This is a genomic window from Mesorhizobium sp. WSM4823, from assembly GCF_055811195.1.
This window is the reverse complement of sequence record NZ_JBVVQL010000001.1, coordinates 43,204-58,471: the sequence shown is the minus strand read 5'-3', so window position 1 is coordinate 58,471 and position 15,268 is coordinate 43,204. Positions and strand designations below refer to the sequence as shown.

13 protein-coding genes are annotated in these 15,268 nt (G+C 62.7%); 7 read left to right on the top strand and 6 right to left on the bottom strand.

What is annotated here, in order from left to right; all coding sequences use genetic code 11:
- Nucleotides 1-7: 7 nt before the first annotated feature.
- The gene (locus AC0L26_RS00245; protein ID WP_473630730.1) at nt 8-694 is read right to left on the bottom strand and encodes a GNAT family N-acetyltransferase; all 687 of its coding nucleotides are present in this window, start codon (nt 692-694) and stop codon (nt 8-10) included.
- Between the two features lie 83 nt (nt 695-777).
- Here AC0L26_RS00245 and AC0L26_RS00240 point away from each other — a divergent pair, with 83 nt between their 5' ends.
- Nucleotides 778-1,962, top strand: coding sequence for a pyridoxal phosphate-dependent aminotransferase (locus tag AC0L26_RS00240; RefSeq protein WP_473630729.1), 1,185 nt, complete (start codon nt 778-780; stop codon nt 1,960-1,962).
- Nucleotides 1,963-2,026: 64 nt separating this feature from the next.
- A complete protein-coding gene (locus tag AC0L26_RS00235) occupies nt 2,027-2,407 on the top strand; it encodes a YciI family protein (protein ID WP_473630728.1) in 381 nt (126 codons plus the stop codon).
- 128 nt (nt 2,408-2,535) lie between these two features.
- On the opposite strand, the gene AC0L26_RS00230 is transcribed toward AC0L26_RS00235, so the two are convergent.
- From AC0L26_RS00230 to trhO, 3 genes are all read right to left on the bottom strand, one after another.
- On the bottom strand, nt 2,536-3,291 hold the full coding sequence (locus tag AC0L26_RS00230) for an SDR family oxidoreductase (RefSeq protein ID WP_473630727.1): 756 nt from the start codon (nt 3,289-3,291) through the stop codon (nt 2,536-2,538).
- Between the two features lie 226 nt (nt 3,292-3,517).
- The gene (locus AC0L26_RS00225) at nt 3,518-4,282 is read right to left on the bottom strand and encodes a tellurite resistance TerB family protein (RefSeq protein WP_473630726.1); all 765 of its coding nucleotides are present in this window, start codon (nt 4,280-4,282) and stop codon (nt 3,518-3,520) included.
- Nucleotides 4,283-4,524: 242 nt separating this feature from the next.
- Nucleotides 4,525-5,442: an oxygen-dependent tRNA uridine(34) hydroxylase TrhO gene (gene trhO / locus AC0L26_RS00220; protein ID WP_473630725.1), complete on the bottom strand. Its 918-nt coding sequence runs from the start codon at nt 5,440-5,442 to the stop codon at nt 4,525-4,527.
- Nucleotides 5,443-5,614: 172 nt separating this feature from the next.
- Here trhO and AC0L26_RS00215 point away from each other — a divergent pair, with 172 nt between their 5' ends.
- The gene (locus AC0L26_RS00215) at nt 5,615-6,253 is read left to right on the top strand and encodes a 2-dehydro-3-deoxy-phosphogluconate aldolase (RefSeq protein ID WP_473630724.1); all 639 of its coding nucleotides are present in this window, start codon (nt 5,615-5,617) and stop codon (nt 6,251-6,253) included.
- Nucleotides 6,254-6,373: 120 nt separating this feature from the next.
- On the opposite strand, the gene mepK is transcribed toward AC0L26_RS00215, so the two are convergent.
- Nucleotides 6,374-8,263 carry a peptidoglycan L,D-endopeptidase MepK gene (gene mepK / locus AC0L26_RS00210; RefSeq protein WP_473630723.1) on the bottom strand — a complete coding sequence of 630 codons (1,890 nt, stop codon included), beginning with the start codon at nt 8,261-8,263 and terminating at the stop codon, nt 6,374-6,376.
- A 369-nt stretch (nt 8,264-8,632) separates the two neighbouring features.
- Nucleotides 8,633-10,138: a sigma-54-dependent transcriptional regulator gene (locus AC0L26_RS00205; protein ID WP_473630722.1), complete on the bottom strand. Its 1,506-nt coding sequence runs from the start codon at nt 10,136-10,138 to the stop codon at nt 8,633-8,635.
- Nucleotides 10,139-10,316: 178 nt separating this feature from the next.
- On the opposite strand from AC0L26_RS00205, the gene AC0L26_RS00200 reads away from it, so the two are divergent.
- From AC0L26_RS00200 to AC0L26_RS00185, 4 genes are all read left to right on the top strand, one after another.
- Nucleotides 10,317-12,158, top strand: coding sequence for a M3 family oligoendopeptidase (locus tag AC0L26_RS00200; RefSeq protein ID WP_473630721.1), 1,842 nt, complete (start codon nt 10,317-10,319; stop codon nt 12,156-12,158).
- A gap of 376 nt (nt 12,159-12,534) precedes the next feature.
- Nucleotides 12,535-13,323 (top strand): proton-conducting membrane transporter, encoded by a 789-nt coding sequence (locus AC0L26_RS00195; RefSeq protein WP_473630720.1) that lies wholly within the window; start codon nt 12,535-12,537, stop codon nt 13,321-13,323.
- A 174-nt stretch (nt 13,324-13,497) separates the two neighbouring features.
- A complete protein-coding gene (locus tag AC0L26_RS00190) occupies nt 13,498-14,643 on the top strand; it encodes an aminodeoxychorismate synthase component I (protein WP_473630719.1) in 1,146 nt (381 codons plus the stop codon).
- Nucleotides 14,592-15,254, top strand: coding sequence for an aminotransferase class IV family protein (locus AC0L26_RS00185; RefSeq protein ID WP_473630718.1), 663 nt, complete (start codon nt 14,592-14,594; stop codon nt 15,252-15,254). The genes AC0L26_RS00190 and AC0L26_RS00185 overlap by 52 nt, the downstream gene beginning before the upstream one ends.
- Nucleotides 15,255-15,268: the final 14 nt, after the last annotated feature.

The window sequence follows — 15,268 nt, the reverse complement described above, 5'->3', positions numbered from 1 at the left end:
ACTCCCGCTACGCGCCGAACTCGGCGCGGAAATCCTCCAGCCGTCGCTTCTGTCGGCCGTCACCATCGAAATTGGCCGGATCGAGCCATGCTTCATAGGCTCTGCGCAATGCCGGCCACTCCTTGTCGATGATCGAATACCACGCGGTATCGCGGTTTTCGCCCTTGACCACAAGATGCTGGCGGAAAATGCCCTCGAACTTGAAGCCGAAACGTTCCGCCGCGCGCTTCGACGGCTCGTTGCGGTTGTTGCATTTCCATTCGTAGCGGCGATAGCCAAGCTCGTCGAAGATGTATTTCGTGAACAGGAACTGCGCTTCCGTCGCCGCCGGCTTGCGCGAGATCAGCGGCCCCCAATAGATGTTGCCGATCTCGATCACGCCATAGGCCGGATCGATGCGCATCAGTGTCTGGCGCCCGGCAATTTTCCCGCTGGCCTTGTCGATGACGGTGAAGAACAGCGGATCTTCGCTGGCTTCGGCCTTGTCCAGCCAAGGCTGGAAGGCGGCACGGGTCTGCGGTGGGTAGTCGGGCAGCCAGGCGAAGCGGCCATCTATGTCGGGCACCGAAGATGCTTCAAACAAGCCGTCGCCGTGCTTTTCAGCGTTGAGCGGCTCAAGCGTGACAGTGCGCCCCTCCAACACTTTGCGTTCGGGCCGCGGGCGCGGTTGCCAATTCTCAAGGTTTTCCGACACCAAAAACTCCAATCCGTTTGACTTTTGTGAGCGGACGCTCACAAAAACGCTCGCTCGATGAAAGAACCACACGGACGGGAAAAATGCTCCACACGATTTCGGCCTTCGATCGTCTTGGCGAGGAAAATGCCTTCGCGGTGCTGGCGCGTGCCACCGCGCTCGCCCATCAGGGCCGCGATATCGTCAATCTCGGCATCGGCCAGCCCGACTTCAAGACGCCGCAGCACATCGTCGAGGCAGCGATCAAGGCGCTGCGCGACGGCCATCATGGCTATACGCCGGCCAACGGCCTGCTGGCGACGCGCGAAGCGGTGGTGCGCCGCACGCTGACCACCACCGGCGTCGAGGTATCGCCCGAGGCGGTGATGATCCTGCCCGGCGGCAAGCCGACCATGTTTGCCGCGATCCTGATGTTCGGCGAACCGGGCGCTGAAATCCTCTATCCCGATCCCGGCTTTCCCATCTATCGCTCGATGATCGAGTTCACCGGCGCCGAACCGGTACCGGTGCCGATGCGCGAGGAGAACGGCTTTGCCTTCTCGGCGCAGGAGACGCTGGCGCTGATCACGCCGAAGACCAGGCTACTCATCCTCAACTCGCCGGCCAACCCGACCGGCGGGGTCACCCCCCGCGCCGAGATCGAGAAGCTGGTCAAAGGGCTGGAAGCGCACTCACACGTCGCCATCCTCTCTGACGAGATCTACGACGTGATGACCTATGACGGCGAGACGCACTGTTCGCTGCTCAATTTCCCTGAAATCCGCGACCGGCTGATCGTGCTCAACGGCTGGTCAAAGACCTGGGCGATGACCGGCTGGCGCATGGGCTGGTCGATCTGGCCGAATGGGGACAAGGGCGCCCACCTCTACGACAAGGTGCGCAAGCTGGCGGTCAATTGCTGGTCGTGCGTCAACGCGCCGAGCCAATATGCCGGCATCGCCGCCATCGACGGCCCGCAGGACGACGTCGACGAGATGATGCGCGCCTTCGACCGCCGCAGGAAGGTCGTGGTCGAGGGGCTGAACGCTTTACCTGGCGTTTCCTGCATCACGCCGAAGGGCGCGTTCTATGCCTTCCCCAATGTCTCAAAAACCGGCTGGAAGGCCAAGAAACTCGCCTCGGCTTTGCTCGAGGATGCCGGCGTGGCGCTGATCGGCGGGCCTGATTTCGGCATTCTCGGCGAGGGCTATATCAGGCTGTCCTACGCCAACTCCGAAGAGAACATCCTGCGCGCGCTGGAGCGGATCGAGACGTTTCTGGGCAGGTGAGGACAACCGTATGACCGAAAAATGATTTCGGGGGATCATGCGACCGACGAAAGGTGACATTCAGATGTTTTATGCAATCCTCGCCTATCACGTGGAAGAAGCGATCACGGCGCTAACGCCGGAGGAGGACGCGGCGCTGATGGCCGACCCGCTCCAGATCAACGATCGGCTCCACCGGGAAGGCGTTCTTGGGCCGGCTGCGCGACTTGGGGCGACACAAGACGCCTTTACCTTGCGCGGGCCGGGTGCCGGAATGGTCATTGATGGCCCCTTCGCCGAGACCAAGGAGCAATTGTTGGGGCTCTACGTTGTCGACTGCGCCTCGCGTGATGCCGCGATCACGGTTGCACGCGACCTTCGTCGCGTCAATCCGACCGCCGTCTACGAAATCCGCCCGATTTCGCTGTATCTTCCCGGCGTGCCGCTTTCGGTCTCGCCATCCTAAAGTGCGTCGCGTCTGAACGGATTCATGCGACGCGCTTTAAGTTCTTGTTTTTATGCATATCGTTATCTCAAAACCGCTGCGCAGTTTTGAGCGACATGCATTTGAGCGACATGCATTAGACCGGCTGCTTACCCTCGCCCGACATACGGCATCTTCGTCGCCATCACGGTCATGAACAGCACATTGGCGTCGAGCGGCAGGCTGGCCATGTGGACGACGGCATCGGCGACGCGGTCGACGTCCATCACCGCTTCGGCGGCGATGGAGCCATTGGCCTGCGGCACCCCGACCGTCATCGCTTGCGCCATCTCGGTCAAGGCGTTGCCGATGTCGATCTGGCCGCAGGCGATGTCATAAGGCCGGCCGTCCAACGCCAGCGTCTTAGTCAGCCCGGTAATGGCGTGCTTGGTCGCGGTATAAGGCGCCGAGCCCGGTCGGGGGGCGTAGGCCGACACCGAGCCGTTGTTGATGATGCGGCCGCCCATCGGCCGCTGCCTGCGCATGGCGCCAAAGGCGGCGCGGGCACATAGGAACGAGCCGGTCAGATTGACCCCGACGATGTCGTTCCACACCTCGACCGGGATCTCGTCGATCAACGTCGACTTGTAGCCCATGCCGGCATTGTTGAAGAGCAGGTCGACACGACCGAAAGCCGCCGCCACCGTCTCGAACAGATCGTCGACCTGGTCGGCCTTGCTGATGTCGCACGCAACCGCCAGCGCCTTGGCTTGTGTCGATCCTGCCTCGGCGATTGCCTCTTTCAGCACCTGCTCGCGGCGTCCGCAGAAAACCGTATTCCAGCCGGACTTGAGCAGCGCCGTAGCGACGCTTTTGCCGATGCCCGTGCCGGCGCCAGTGACGATGGCTGTTTTGTAATTTGCCATAGCTTCCTCCGAAGAAAGCGAGCCATCGCAAATGATGGGAATTATGGCAAGACCGATGACGTCACAAAACCGATGACGTCAACAAAAGGGCGGCCATTGGCGGCCGCCCTGATCTGAACCGGGCTTGGGAGGAGGAAAGCCGATCCGACTGCCTAAAATCATGCGCTCGCGGGGTTAACGAGACGTTAGCGCGAAATCTTGCCGGTCAGCTCTCTACGGTTGCAGCCTACCAGCGCGAATTAGGGGCGGTCTTGCTGGCCGCCTTTGCTGCCTTGCTGGCGCCCGATGCCGGCACCTTTGCCGCCGACACCGTCGCCTCGACGTGGTCGACCAGCGCGTCCGGCAGGCCGAGGCGGCCGGCGAGCAGATCGAGATAGCCGCGTTCGGCACGCGTATCCGGATCGATGGTGAGGCGCGAGGCGGTGTAGAGTTCGAGCTTCTGCGCGTCGGTTTGGGCGCCGGCGACCAGCGTATCCAGATCGAGCGGCGTTTCCAGCTCCGACATCAGGAATTTCTCGGCGTCGGAGTCGATGCCCGCGAGGCTGAGCTTGCCTGCGATCTTCTGCCGTTCCTCGTTGTCAATATGGCCGTCGGCCTTCGCCGCCGAAATCATCGCCCGCACCAGCGTCAGCGTGAATTCGTTCTCGCCTTGCGGCGCCTGCGAGGGGTGGAAGGGGGTGTCGGCGGGCGGCGGCAGCAATTCCGGTTCGCCGGCTGCCTGCGTCTCAGCTGGCGCGCTGCCGCTTTTGTAGTTCTGGTAGGCTTTGTAAGCGAGGCCGCCGATCGCAGCCAGACCGCCGAGCTTCACCGCAGTGCCGGTGACCTGACGGCCGGCGCCGGTTCCAAGCAGCACCGCAGCGAGCGCACCGGCGGCCAGCGGATTGTCCTTGGCCATCTGCACCGCCTGACCCGCCTTGTCGCGGACGGTCGACCCCGTTCCGGGAATTTGCGAGCCGAGCAGATCGTCGAGAAGCTTCTTGGGATCGAACATCAATGCCTCCAGAATTGGCCCGGCCGAACGTGCACGGGCAGGTTTTCGGACGCTGAAGAGGTAGGCCCCGCATATTGACATTACAATGACGGATGAGCGCTTTACTAGCGACGGCGGAAGCAAGGTGATGCCAGGATTTACCTTGTCCTAACGCAACGGCCCGCAATTTTTGGAAAGCACGATGCGCAGCTCAGATGTGTTGGGGCGTACTTGGGTGTTCAAGCGGACGCGCGAAATACGCTCTAACGTCCGATATGGCTGCGATCCCCGCGCGCTTGCGCCAGCTCGACCTGGCGCTGGCGCTCGGCATAACGCGCACGATCCTCGTCTGAACGTGTGTCGAAGCAGTGCGGGCACGAGGTGCCGGCGGCGAATTTCGGCGATAACAGGTCCTGCCCGGTCAGCGGATGCCGGCACGCGCGACACAGTTCGGCCTTCCCCTCGACCAGGCCGTGCGACACCGAGACACGCTCGTCGAAGACGAAACACTCGCCCTGCCAAAGGCTCTGTTCGGCAGGCACTTCTTCGAGATATTTCAGAATACCGCCCTTGAGATGAAACACGTCCTCGAACCCGAGCGACTTCACATAGGCTGTCGCCTTCTCGCAGCGTATGCCGCCGGTGCAGAACATGGCCACCTTCCGGCCGACGAGCTCGGCCCGATGCTGCTCGACCCAGGCTGGGAATTCGCGGAAGCTCGTCGTGGCGGGATCGACGGCCCCCTTGAACGTGCCGATCGACACCTCATAGGAATTGCGCGTGTCGATGACGATCGTGTCCGCATCCGAGATCAACGCGTTCCAGTCGGCCGCCGCGACATAAGTGCCGGCGCTTGCCGCCGGATCGATATCCCTAACGCCCATGGTGACGATCTCGCGCTTCAGCCGCACCTTCATGCGGTGGAACGGCATTGCAGCGGCACTGCTGTATTTGACCTCGAGACCGGCGAGGCCTTCGATGGATTCGAGATGAGCGATGAGCCCGGCGATATCAGCTTCGCTGCCGGCGACCGTGCCGTTGATGCCCTCATGCGCCAGAAGCAGCGTGCCTTTGATACCGCGTCCGCAGCAGAAGGCGGCAAGCGGCGCGCGTAACGCCTCGAAGTCGTTGAGCCGGGCAAACCGGTAGAGCGCGGCGACGCGAAAAGGTTGATTGGTCATCGCCGAAGCCACTAAACGCTGATGAGAGCCGTTTCAAGGCTGATGCTTGGATCAGCCTCTCCCTGGCGGCTTTGATGGCCGGCGGTGCGTGACACTGCGACACGCGTCGTTTCGTGGACAGAAAAACAGCCTTCTGCTAACCGGTTGAACGGATCAATACGGAGAGACGACAATGCCCAGCAAGACCGAAAAGCTACTGTCGCTCCTTAACGGCCAGCCGGTCATCCCGGTGCTGAAGATCGCCAATGTCGCCCACGCCGTGCCGCTGGCGCGCGCCCTGGCGCGCGGCGGCCTGCCGGCGATCGAGATCACGCTGCGGACCGCCGATGCGCTGGAGGCGATCCGGCTCGTGGCAAGCGAAGTCGAGGACGCCGTCGTTGGCGCAGGCACCATTCTGGACGCGCGCCAGTTCGGCGAGGCGGCAGCTGCCGGTTCGAAGTTCATCGTTAGCCCCGGCATCACCCGCGAGCTTATGGCAGCCGCGAAGGACAGCGACGTGCCGTTGCTGCCCGGCGCCATCACGCCGGGTGAGATCATGGCCGCCCGCGAGGCAGGCTTGCGTTTCCTGAAATTCTTCCCGGCGGAACAGTCGGGCGGCATCGCATCGCTCAAGGCATTCGCCTCGCCGCTCGCGGATGTCAAATTCTGCCCGACCGGCGGCATCACCGGCAAGAACGCCGCCGACTATCTGAGCCTGCCCAACGTCATCTGCGTCGGCGGCTCCTGGGTAGCACCGGACGATTTGGTCAAGGCCGGCAGGTGGGACGAAATCGAAGCCTTAGCGCGCGCGGCGAGCAAGCTCGGGCGCTAGTCTAGAGACACTTTCAGTCCAATTGGATTGGCTGCATTGCCGGCGGCATTCTTGTTTGCGAACAGCAAAAAAAGCCGCCCGGGTTGCCCGGCGCGGCTTTTTTATTGCTTGATCGATCCGCTACTTGGTCTGGAAGCGGGCAACCGACAGGAACTTGACGGCATTGCCGGTGAACCGGTTGGCGTCGGCCATCTGATCGTCCGACTGGAAGCCCGCCGTGTAGACCTCGCTCGGCGGCGTGTGCACGATGTTGTAGGCATAGCGCGGTGCTGTCGTGGCGCTGGAGACGGTGGCGACATTCTCGCCGCTGTTGAGCGCCCAACGTGCGGCCTTCGGCTCGGCGGCGACCACCACGGACTTCGGACCAGGCTTCAGGTCACGGACGGTCGCCCTGGCTGCCTTGCGGGTGGTTTTCACACCCGCTCCGATCGCCGCAGCCGGATCGGAGCCGGCCGGGCGGGCAAAAACAGCCTGGCGCGGCGATGCGGCATTGACGTTCGCCGGATCGACCAGGACCGAGCTCGGCTGGGAGAGCGAGGCGACCTGGTATTCGTCGGTTGCGCTGACCCGCTCGAGGACGGCCTTGACGGCATCGGGCTGGACTTGGTCGGCCTGGTTTTGATCGGGCTTGATTTGGTCGGGCTTGTTTTGGTCGAGTTCGGCCAGGTCGGGCCGCGCCGACGGCAGCACCGAGAATGCATCGGTAGCGGTCTTGCCGCGCCCGGCCGTATCCGCCAGCGCCAAAAGCACATCCTTGTCCTGCGGCGCAAGATCGGTCGCAGCAAGGTCGGTCGGCAGCGAGTGATCGGGACGCCAGGTCGGCAGCGGAATGTTGTTGGCCACAGCCTGCATCGAACCGGCGGCGGCGGACGGACCGGCCATGCCGAAGGGGCTGCTTGCCGGCGCTTGCGCGGTTGCCACCGCCTGTTCGGTGGTGGCAGTGGCATCCGCCACGCCGAACGGAACGTTTTCGGGCGGCTGGGCGCCGACATCGGTCTTCGGACGCGGGGCGAAATCAGGCAGCGGAACGCTGCGCGCCGGCAGCGCCGCGATGATCGTTTCCGGCGTGTCCTCTTCCGGTTCCGAAGCAGGCGCATCGGCGATTTGCGGAATCTCGGCGCGCTGAGCATCCTGAGGCGACACGATGGCAATGCCCGGAAGGTTGCCGCTCTTGGCTGCCGGCGCCGGCTTCGCGTTCGCCAGCTTCACGGTCTTCTGCTTCGGCGCCGGCACGGCTGCTACATCGGCGCTGTCGTCCGCCTCGTCTTCACCACCGCCGAAGAAAGCCGCCAGCAGGCCGCCGGATCTTTTGGAACCGCCACCTGCGCTGGCCAGTTCGATGGCGGGGCTGCCGGCGCCCTTGCGCGCCTTGTAGGAGGCGAGCGCCTGCGAATAGCCGGGCAGCGGCTTGCCGTCGCTTGGCACGTGCAGCGTCTTGCCATTGGGGAACACGCGCACCAATTCCTGGCGGCTGATGCCTGGCCAGTGGCGCACATTGCCGACATCCATGTGGACGAAGGGCGAGCCGGACGACGGATAATAGCCGACGCCGCCGCCCTGCATCTTGAGGCCGATATCGCGCAGTTTCTTCAGCGGCACGCCGGGAATGTAGAAGTCCATCGCTTTGCCAAGCGTATGCTGGCTTTTCTTGGCAACGCCCCTGCTGCGGCTGCGCAGCATCGAGTTCGTAGACGACGAGCGATAACCGCAAACGACCTGGATGTAGCCGGAGGCGCCGCTTTGCCGATATGCCTCCCAGACCAGGTCCAGCAAGCGCGGATCCATCTTGGTCGGCTCGTTGCGGCGCCAGTCGCGCAGGATGATATTGATTTTTTTCAGACCCGACTGATCGTAGCGGCCGCCCCGCTTGAAGACGATCTCCGCCTTCTCTTTGGTGTGGAGGTTATAGAGTTTCAGCGAACGCGTCTGCGCGCTGGCGCCGGTCTCAGCCGCTACAAGGAAGCCAAAGGCGAAAATCACGGCTGCCAGCCATCTCGGCCAGACGCTCATGTGATAGTGCCGCCCGTTTGTGTGTCGTTCGACTTTGTTCAAATCAAAAGGCCTTGCAGGCTGCCGTTTGTCCCCGGATTTGACCAACGGATGCGGTGATGTTCGCATCCGAATATCGATCCTAATGGTTAATCATCGCTTATTGAAGCCGAAATGCGGTAACACCGTGGCGATATCCCGTCAAAAATATTGCGCAGGGTTTCTTGGTAAACTGCTGGTTTAGATCAGGTTTCGGCCTTTGCCTTGAACACGATCTGTTACCGGCCGCCTCAATGCGTGAACACAGGTGCAGGCCGCCGGCCGATGTACCTCACGCCTCATCGACGATTGTCCTGATTGCCTGGCTGGCAAAGCATCGGACTTGTTTTGTTACGAAGCGAGCTGGTCGATACGGCCTGTTTCCGGATCGATGCCGTATTCCTTGAGCTTCCTGTAGAGCGTGGAGCGGCCAATGCCGAGGCGACGGGCAACTTCGCTCATCTGGCCGTTGTAATGGTTGATGGCGAGCTTGATCATTTCGAGTTCGACGTCGGCCAGTGCGCGCACATTGCCGCGTTCATCGAGCGCCCGCAGCGTGCCGAAGCGGGGCAGCGGCATGACTGGCGGATCGAGCTCGGTCGCAGCGTTGCCGTTGATGGCCGGCGCGGGATATGGCAACGCGACATGCGCATCGAGGTTGATGGTTCCCTCGACCTGCGCCCGGATCTGAGGAAACTCTTCCTCGGTCAGCACATTGCCTTCGCAAAGCACCGAGGCCCGGAAGACGGCATTTTCCAACTGCCGGATGTTTCCCGGCCAGTCATAGGCCTGCAGCATGGCAAGCGCAGCAGCCGAAATGCCGTGCAGACGGTGACGTGGATCGGTGGGCGCAATCTTCTCCAAAAAGTGCTCGACCAAGTAGGGTATGTCGTCGCGACGGTCGCGCAGCGGCGGCACGAAGATCGGATAGACGTTCAGCCGGTAGAACAGATCCTCGCGAAACTTGCCGTCCTTGACCTGCTGCAGAAGGTTGCGGTGTGTCGCCGAGATCAGCCTGATGTCGACCCTGACTGTCGAACGCCCGCCGACCGGATCGACCTCACCGTCCTGCACGGCGCGCAGCAGCTTGACCTGCACGTCGAGCGGCAGGTCGCCGATCTCGTCGAGAAAGAGCGTGCCCGAATGCGCCTCGACGAATTTGCCTGTGTGTTTTTCGGTGGCACCGGTGAACGACCCTTTCTCGTGGCCGAACAGGATCGATTCGACCAAATTGTCGGGGATGGCGCCGCAATTGACAGTAACGAAGGGTTTTGAGCGGCGATCGCCGCTGCCCTGGATGGCGCGCGCCACCAGCTCCTTGCCGACGCCGGATTCGCCCTCGATAAGGATCGGGATGTTGGACGCGGCCGCCTTCTGGCCGAGACGGATCACCCGATCCATCGCCGGGCTGTGCGTGATCATGTCCTTGAAGGTCAGATGGCCGCCACGCCGCCGTGACGAGCGCTTCACTTCGCCCTCGACCGCCTCGACCTTGAGCGCATTGCCGATCGATGCCTGCAGCCTGTCGGGAGAGGCCGGCTTGACGACGAAATCGAAAGCGCCGTGACGCATCGCCGAAACGACGGTTTCGATGCCGCCCTGGGCGGTCTGCACGATGACCGGAACATGGATGCCGCGCTCACGCATCGCCTTTAGCACGCCGATGCCGTCGAGGCCTGGCATGACGAGGTCGAGGATAATCACCGAAACGTCCCGCGCATGAGGCCCGTCGAGAGCATCGAGACCGGCCTCGCCGCCATCCGTGACGATCGCACTGTGGCCGAATTTCGTCACGGCCGCCTCGAGCAGCCGGCGCTGCACGGGATCGTCGTCGACTATGAGTATGGAACCTGTCATGACTGGTTCAACGATGCTCGCCCACTATGCCCACCCTATGGATCATCTTGGCACAGGGTTCTAAATAAGCTTTCAAAAAACCCGGTGAACGAATTCCTTAGGATTTGACTGGCTTCTCATTTCCCCTTGAATTTTCGAGTCTGGCCGCTCGAGTCTTGCAATCTGGAAAATACCGGCAATGCGCATGGTTTTTGGTCGGCAGCTTGCAGCGGCATCGTCGTCCGGTCAGGGCGCGGCGGAGGCTGGCAGCCTGCCGGAGTGGAATCTCGCCGATCTCTATTCGGGCATGGACGCCCCTAAGCTGAAGCGCGACATTGCCAAGGCGGCGGCCGATGCCACCAGCTTCGAACGCCGTTGGAAGGGCACGCTCGCGGCAGAGGCGGAACGCGGCGCAGAAGGGCGTCTTGGTGAAGCGCTCGCGGCTTACGAAGCTCTGAGCGAGTTGATAGGGCGGATCGATTCATTTGCCAGTCTGACTTATGCGGGCGACACCGCTGACCCGAAGAAAGCGAAATTCTACGGCGACATTCAACAGAAGATGACCGACGCCAGCGCGCATCTTCTATTTTTCGCGCTCGAACTGAACCTCATCGACGATGCCGCGATCGAAACCGCGCTTGCCGCCGATCCTGCGTTTGCCCACTACCGGCCGTGGGTGCTCGATCTGCGCATGGACAAACCCTACCAGCTCGAGGACCGGGTCGAACAGCTTTTCCACGAGAAGTCGGTCACCGGACGCGGCGCCTGGAACCGGCTGTTCGACGAGACGATGACCGATCTGCGCTTCGACATCGATGGCGAGCAACTGACCCTTGAGCCGGCGCTCAACCGCCTCCAGCACGCCGATAGCGAGGTGCGCCGGCGGGCCTCTGAAGCGCTGGCCGCGACCTTCCGCAAGAATCTGCGCACGTTCACGCTGATCACCAACACGCTGGCCAAGGACAAGGAGATTTCCGACCGCTGGCGCGGCTTCGAGGACATCGCCGATTCGCGCCACCTCGCCAATCGCGTCGAACGTAGCGTGGTGGACGCGCTGGCCTCAGCCGTTCGCGACGCCTACCCGCGCCTGTCGCACCGCTACTACGCGATGAAGGCGCGCTGGCTCGGCATGGACGTGATGAACCACTGGGACCGCAACGCACCATTGCCCGAGACGCCGCAAGCGGTCATCGGCTGGGACGAGGCCAAGAACACGGTGCTGTCCGCCTACCAGCGCTTCTCCCCCGACATGGCGGAAATCGCCAGGACATTCTTCGACCGCAACTGGATCGATGCGCCGGTCAGGCCGGGCAAGTCGCCGGGCGCCTTCGCGCATCCGACCGTGCCGTCGGCGCATCCCTATGTGCTGCTCAACTATATGGGCAAACCGCGCGACGTGATGACGCTGGCGCATGAACTTGGCCATGGCGTGCACCAGGTGCTGGCGGGCGGCCAGGGCGCGCTGATGGCTTCGACACCGCTGACGCTGGCCGAAACGGCATCCGTCTTTGGCGAGATGCTGACCTTCCGCTCACTGCTCGACCAGACCACCGATAAGCGCGAGCGCAAGGCCATGGTCGCCCAGAAGGTCGAGGACATGATCAACACGGTCGTGCGCCAGATCGCCTTCTACGAATTCGAGCGCAAGGTGCATGCCGAGCGCAAGAACGGCGAATTGACATCCGACAGGCTTGGCCAGTTCTGGCTGGAAGTACAGGCGGAAAGCCTCGGGCCGGCGATCAAGCTGCGCGAGGGTTACGAGGTGTTCTGGACCTACATCCCGCACTTCATCCACTCACCCTTCTACGTCTACGCGTATGCTTTCGGCGACTGCCTGGTGAATTCGCTCTATGCGGTCTACCAGAATGCCGAGAGAGGCTTCCAGGAGAAGTACTTTGCCATGCTGCGCGCCGGCGGCACCAAGCACCATTCCGAGCTCCTGGCGCCCTTTGGCCTGGACGCCACCGACCCTGCCTTCTGGCAGATCGGACTTGGCGTGATCGGCGGCCTGATCGACGAGCTCGAAGCTTTGGACAATTGAGACACGGCGCTGAATATCAGGAGCCGACAGAACAGTTTAGCCGCAATGCATGTTCGGGCCGTTCTATTCTTGCCCTAAATATCTGTTCTTAAATAACTCTCCGTGGAATTTTTCCGTTAGCTTTCCGGAAGCTGTATGATAGCGTCCCGCCTCAAGCTCAGTCGGGCGCGGGGCTCAGGCCAGGAAAATATCTCCGGCAGATCACGGCGCTTCGGCGAATGCGACAGCGGCCGTCGGCCATGGCAGGAAAAGCCGGTCGCCGACAGCTCGATTTGAGCCGGCTGTTCCGCGAGTGGCGGAGCCACCATCGAATGGTCCTTGTGCCAAGGTCACCACTCCAGGCCACGGCAGATGGATCGGACTGGAGAGAGAGACAATGGGCACTTTTTTCTACATGCTCCTGGCGTTCCTGGTAGGTGTGTTGGTTGGCTGGTTCCTGTGGGGGCGCCTGCGTGGGGAGCTCGACAGCCTGCGCGGTGACATGGACCGCACGCGCAGCGAGCGCGACAGGCTGCGCGCCGACGCCGACCGCCTGACCGGTGAGCTGGATATATGCCGCGGCGCCCGCGCCGACCTGGAGCGCCAGCTGGGCGAGGCGCAAGGCGCCAAGACCGGCGCGACAAAGGCAGCAATCCCGGCACCGTCGGCATTGATGTCGACATCTAGGCCGGCCAAGACTTCGACAGCCAAGACCTCGACGGCCAAGACAGCATCGGCCAAGACTGCGCCGGCCAAGACTGCATCGGCCAAGCCGACGCCAGCAAAGACCGCGTCAAACAAACCGGCGGGCGCCAAGGCATCAGCCGCCGCCTCAAAGGCCAGTACATCGAACGCGGCCGCGTCGAAAACGAGCGCCGCAGCCAAGGCTGCGCCAGCGGCAAAGAAAGCGACCCCAGCCAAGGCAACGGGCAGGCCCGACAGTCTGCGTCGCTTGATTGGTATCGGCCCCGTCAACGAGCGGAAGCTGCATGACCTTGGGGTCAGAACCTACGCTCAGATCGCCGCCTGGACGGCGGCGGATATCAAGCGGATCGAAGACGTTCTCCAGTTCGACGGCCGCATCGAGCGTGAGCGCTGGATCGAGCAGGCGAAACTGCTTGCCGCCGGCGACGAGACGGAATTTGCGCGCCGCTTCCCGAGCGCGGGGACCGCGAGCAACACCTGAATTTGCCTGCCGGCATCGAGCACATACAGGACTGGGGGCGCCCTCGAGGCGCCGCCAGTCTGCTTTTGTACCAAGGCTGCCTTTGCGTCTTGAGACGCCGCTCCCTCGATTGCGTGCGATCGAGCCCCCATATAGAGCGATAGCTGGCGTCATCGACCGCAGCATCCGAGCCCCATGTCCCTGCCCTCTGCAATTTTCCGGAATGACGAGCGCGCGCACCAGCTCGTTTTCGACCGTCCGTCCGACATCATTGTTGCGCATGAGGCGAAGGATTTCCTGCCGGCGCTGGAAATTGCGCAGGCTGCGCATGACGCCGGCAAATGGCTGGCCGGATATTTCTCCTACGAGGCCGGCTACCTGCTCGAGCCGAAGCTCGTTCCGCTGCTGCCGGGCGGACGCCGCGCTCCGCTTGTCTGCCTGGGTATCTTCGACGCGCCTGTCGAACAGGCGGTCGTGCGCAGCACTGCGCCGGCGACCAACGGCCCGATCTTCGATGCAAGGGCTGCCTGGTCTTCAGAAGACTACGCAAAACGCTTTGCGCAACTCCACAATCACATCCGCAAAGGTGATTGCTATCAGGGCAATCTGACCTTTCCGGTTCATGCGCAGTGGTCGGGCGATCCGCTGGCGGCCTTCGACGCGCTGACGGAACGCCAGCCGGTGAAATACGGGGCGCTGATCGCGCTCGGCGATCCGATCGTTTTGTCGCGTTCGCCGGAACTGTTCTTCGAGATCGACGCCGAAGGCATGATCGAGACCCATCCGATGAAGGGCACCGCCCCGCGCGGCGCGACCAAGGCGGAGGACAAGAGGCTGAAGACGTTCTTGCTCAATGACGAGAAGAACCAGGCTGAGAACCGGATGATCGTCGATCTGCTGCGCAACGACATCTCGCTGATCAGCGAGGTCGGCACGCTGGAGGTGCCGGAGCTTTTCCGCATCGAGAGCTACCCGACCGTCCACCAGATGGTGAGCCGCGTGCGGGCCAAGCTTTTGCCCGACCTCACCATCCGTCAGATCTTCGCTGCGCTGTTTCCATGCGGATCGATCACCGGGGCGCCAAAAATCCGTGCCATGGAAATCCTGCACGATCTGGAAGCCACGCCGCGCGACGTCTATTGCGGCGCCATCGGCTGGATCGCGCCCGGCGGCACCATGCGCTTTTCGGTGGCGATCCGGACGATATCGCTCTTTTCCAATGGCGAGGCGATCTACAATGTCGGTGGCGGCGTCGTCTTCGATTCGACGGCCGAGGAGGAGTATCAGGAGTGCCTGCTGAAAGCGCGCTACGCGACGGGAACACTGCCGATTTCGAGCTGATCGAAACCATGCGCTGGCAGCCGGGCCAGGGCTTCCTCCGTTTCGACCGCCATTTGGCACGCCTTTATGGCTCGGCAGCCGAGCTGGGTTTCATCTGCGATCCGCAGAAAGTCGGCGAGGCGCTCAGGAACGCCGTCGACCGGCCGGACATCGCCTTGCGTACACGGCTCGTCCTGTCGTGCAGCGGCAAAGTGACGGTCTCGGCGCTGCCTTATGAGCCGCATGCGGCCGATAAGGTGTGGAGGCTGCAACTGGCGCGGGTGCGGCTCGATTCCAGCGACACGCTGCTGCGCCACAAGACGAGCCGCCGGGACATTTATCAGCGGGCGCGAGCCGAATATCTGATCAGCCGCGCCGACGAGGTGCTGCTGGCCAACGAGCGTGGCGAAATCTGCGAGGGCACGATCACCAATCTCTTCGCCGATTTCGGCGACGGCGTGCTGGCAACGCCGCGGCTTGATTGCGGCCTGCTGCCCGGCGTGTTGCGCGGCGAATTGCTGGATGAAGGCCGGGCCAGCGAAGCAATCTACGCCTTGGATGATCTGAAGTCGGCCAAGGCGCTGTTCGTCGGCAATTCACTGCGCGGATTGATCCCGGCACGACTGGGCTGAAGCGCAACCGAAGA

Coding starts and splice junctions, on each gene's coding strand:
- AC0L26_RS00240 (WP_473630729.1), top strand. CDS start 778: ATGCTCCACACGATTTCGGCCTTCGATCGTCTTGGCGAGGAAAATGCC.
- AC0L26_RS00235 (WP_473630728.1), top strand. CDS start 2,027: ATGTTTTATGCAATCCTCGCCTATCACGTGGAAGAAGCGATCACGGCG.
- AC0L26_RS00230 (WP_473630727.1), bottom strand. CDS start 3,291: ATGGCAAATTACAAAACAGCCATCGTCACTGGCGCCGGCACGGGCATC.
- AC0L26_RS00225 (WP_473630726.1), bottom strand. CDS start 4,282: ATGTTCGATCCCAAGAAGCTTCTCGACGATCTGCTCGGCTCGCAAATT.
- trhO (WP_473630725.1), bottom strand. CDS start 5,442: ATGACCAATCAACCTTTTCGCGTCGCCGCGCTCTACCGGTTTGCCCGG.
- AC0L26_RS00215 (WP_473630724.1), top strand. CDS start 5,615: ATGCCCAGCAAGACCGAAAAGCTACTGTCGCTCCTTAACGGCCAGCCG.
- mepK (WP_473630723.1), bottom strand. CDS start 8,263: ATGAGCGTCTGGCCGAGATGGCTGGCAGCCGTGATTTTCGCCTTTGGC.
- AC0L26_RS00205 (WP_473630722.1), bottom strand. CDS start 10,138: ATGACAGGTTCCATACTCATAGTCGACGACGATCCCGTGCAGCGCCGG.
- AC0L26_RS00200 (WP_473630721.1), top strand. CDS start 10,317: ATGCGCATGGTTTTTGGTCGGCAGCTTGCAGCGGCATCGTCGTCCGGT.
- AC0L26_RS00195 (WP_473630720.1), top strand. CDS start 12,535: ATGGGCACTTTTTTCTACATGCTCCTGGCGTTCCTGGTAGGTGTGTTG.
- AC0L26_RS00190 (WP_473630719.1), top strand. CDS start 13,498: ATGTCCCTGCCCTCTGCAATTTTCCGGAATGACGAGCGCGCGCACCAG.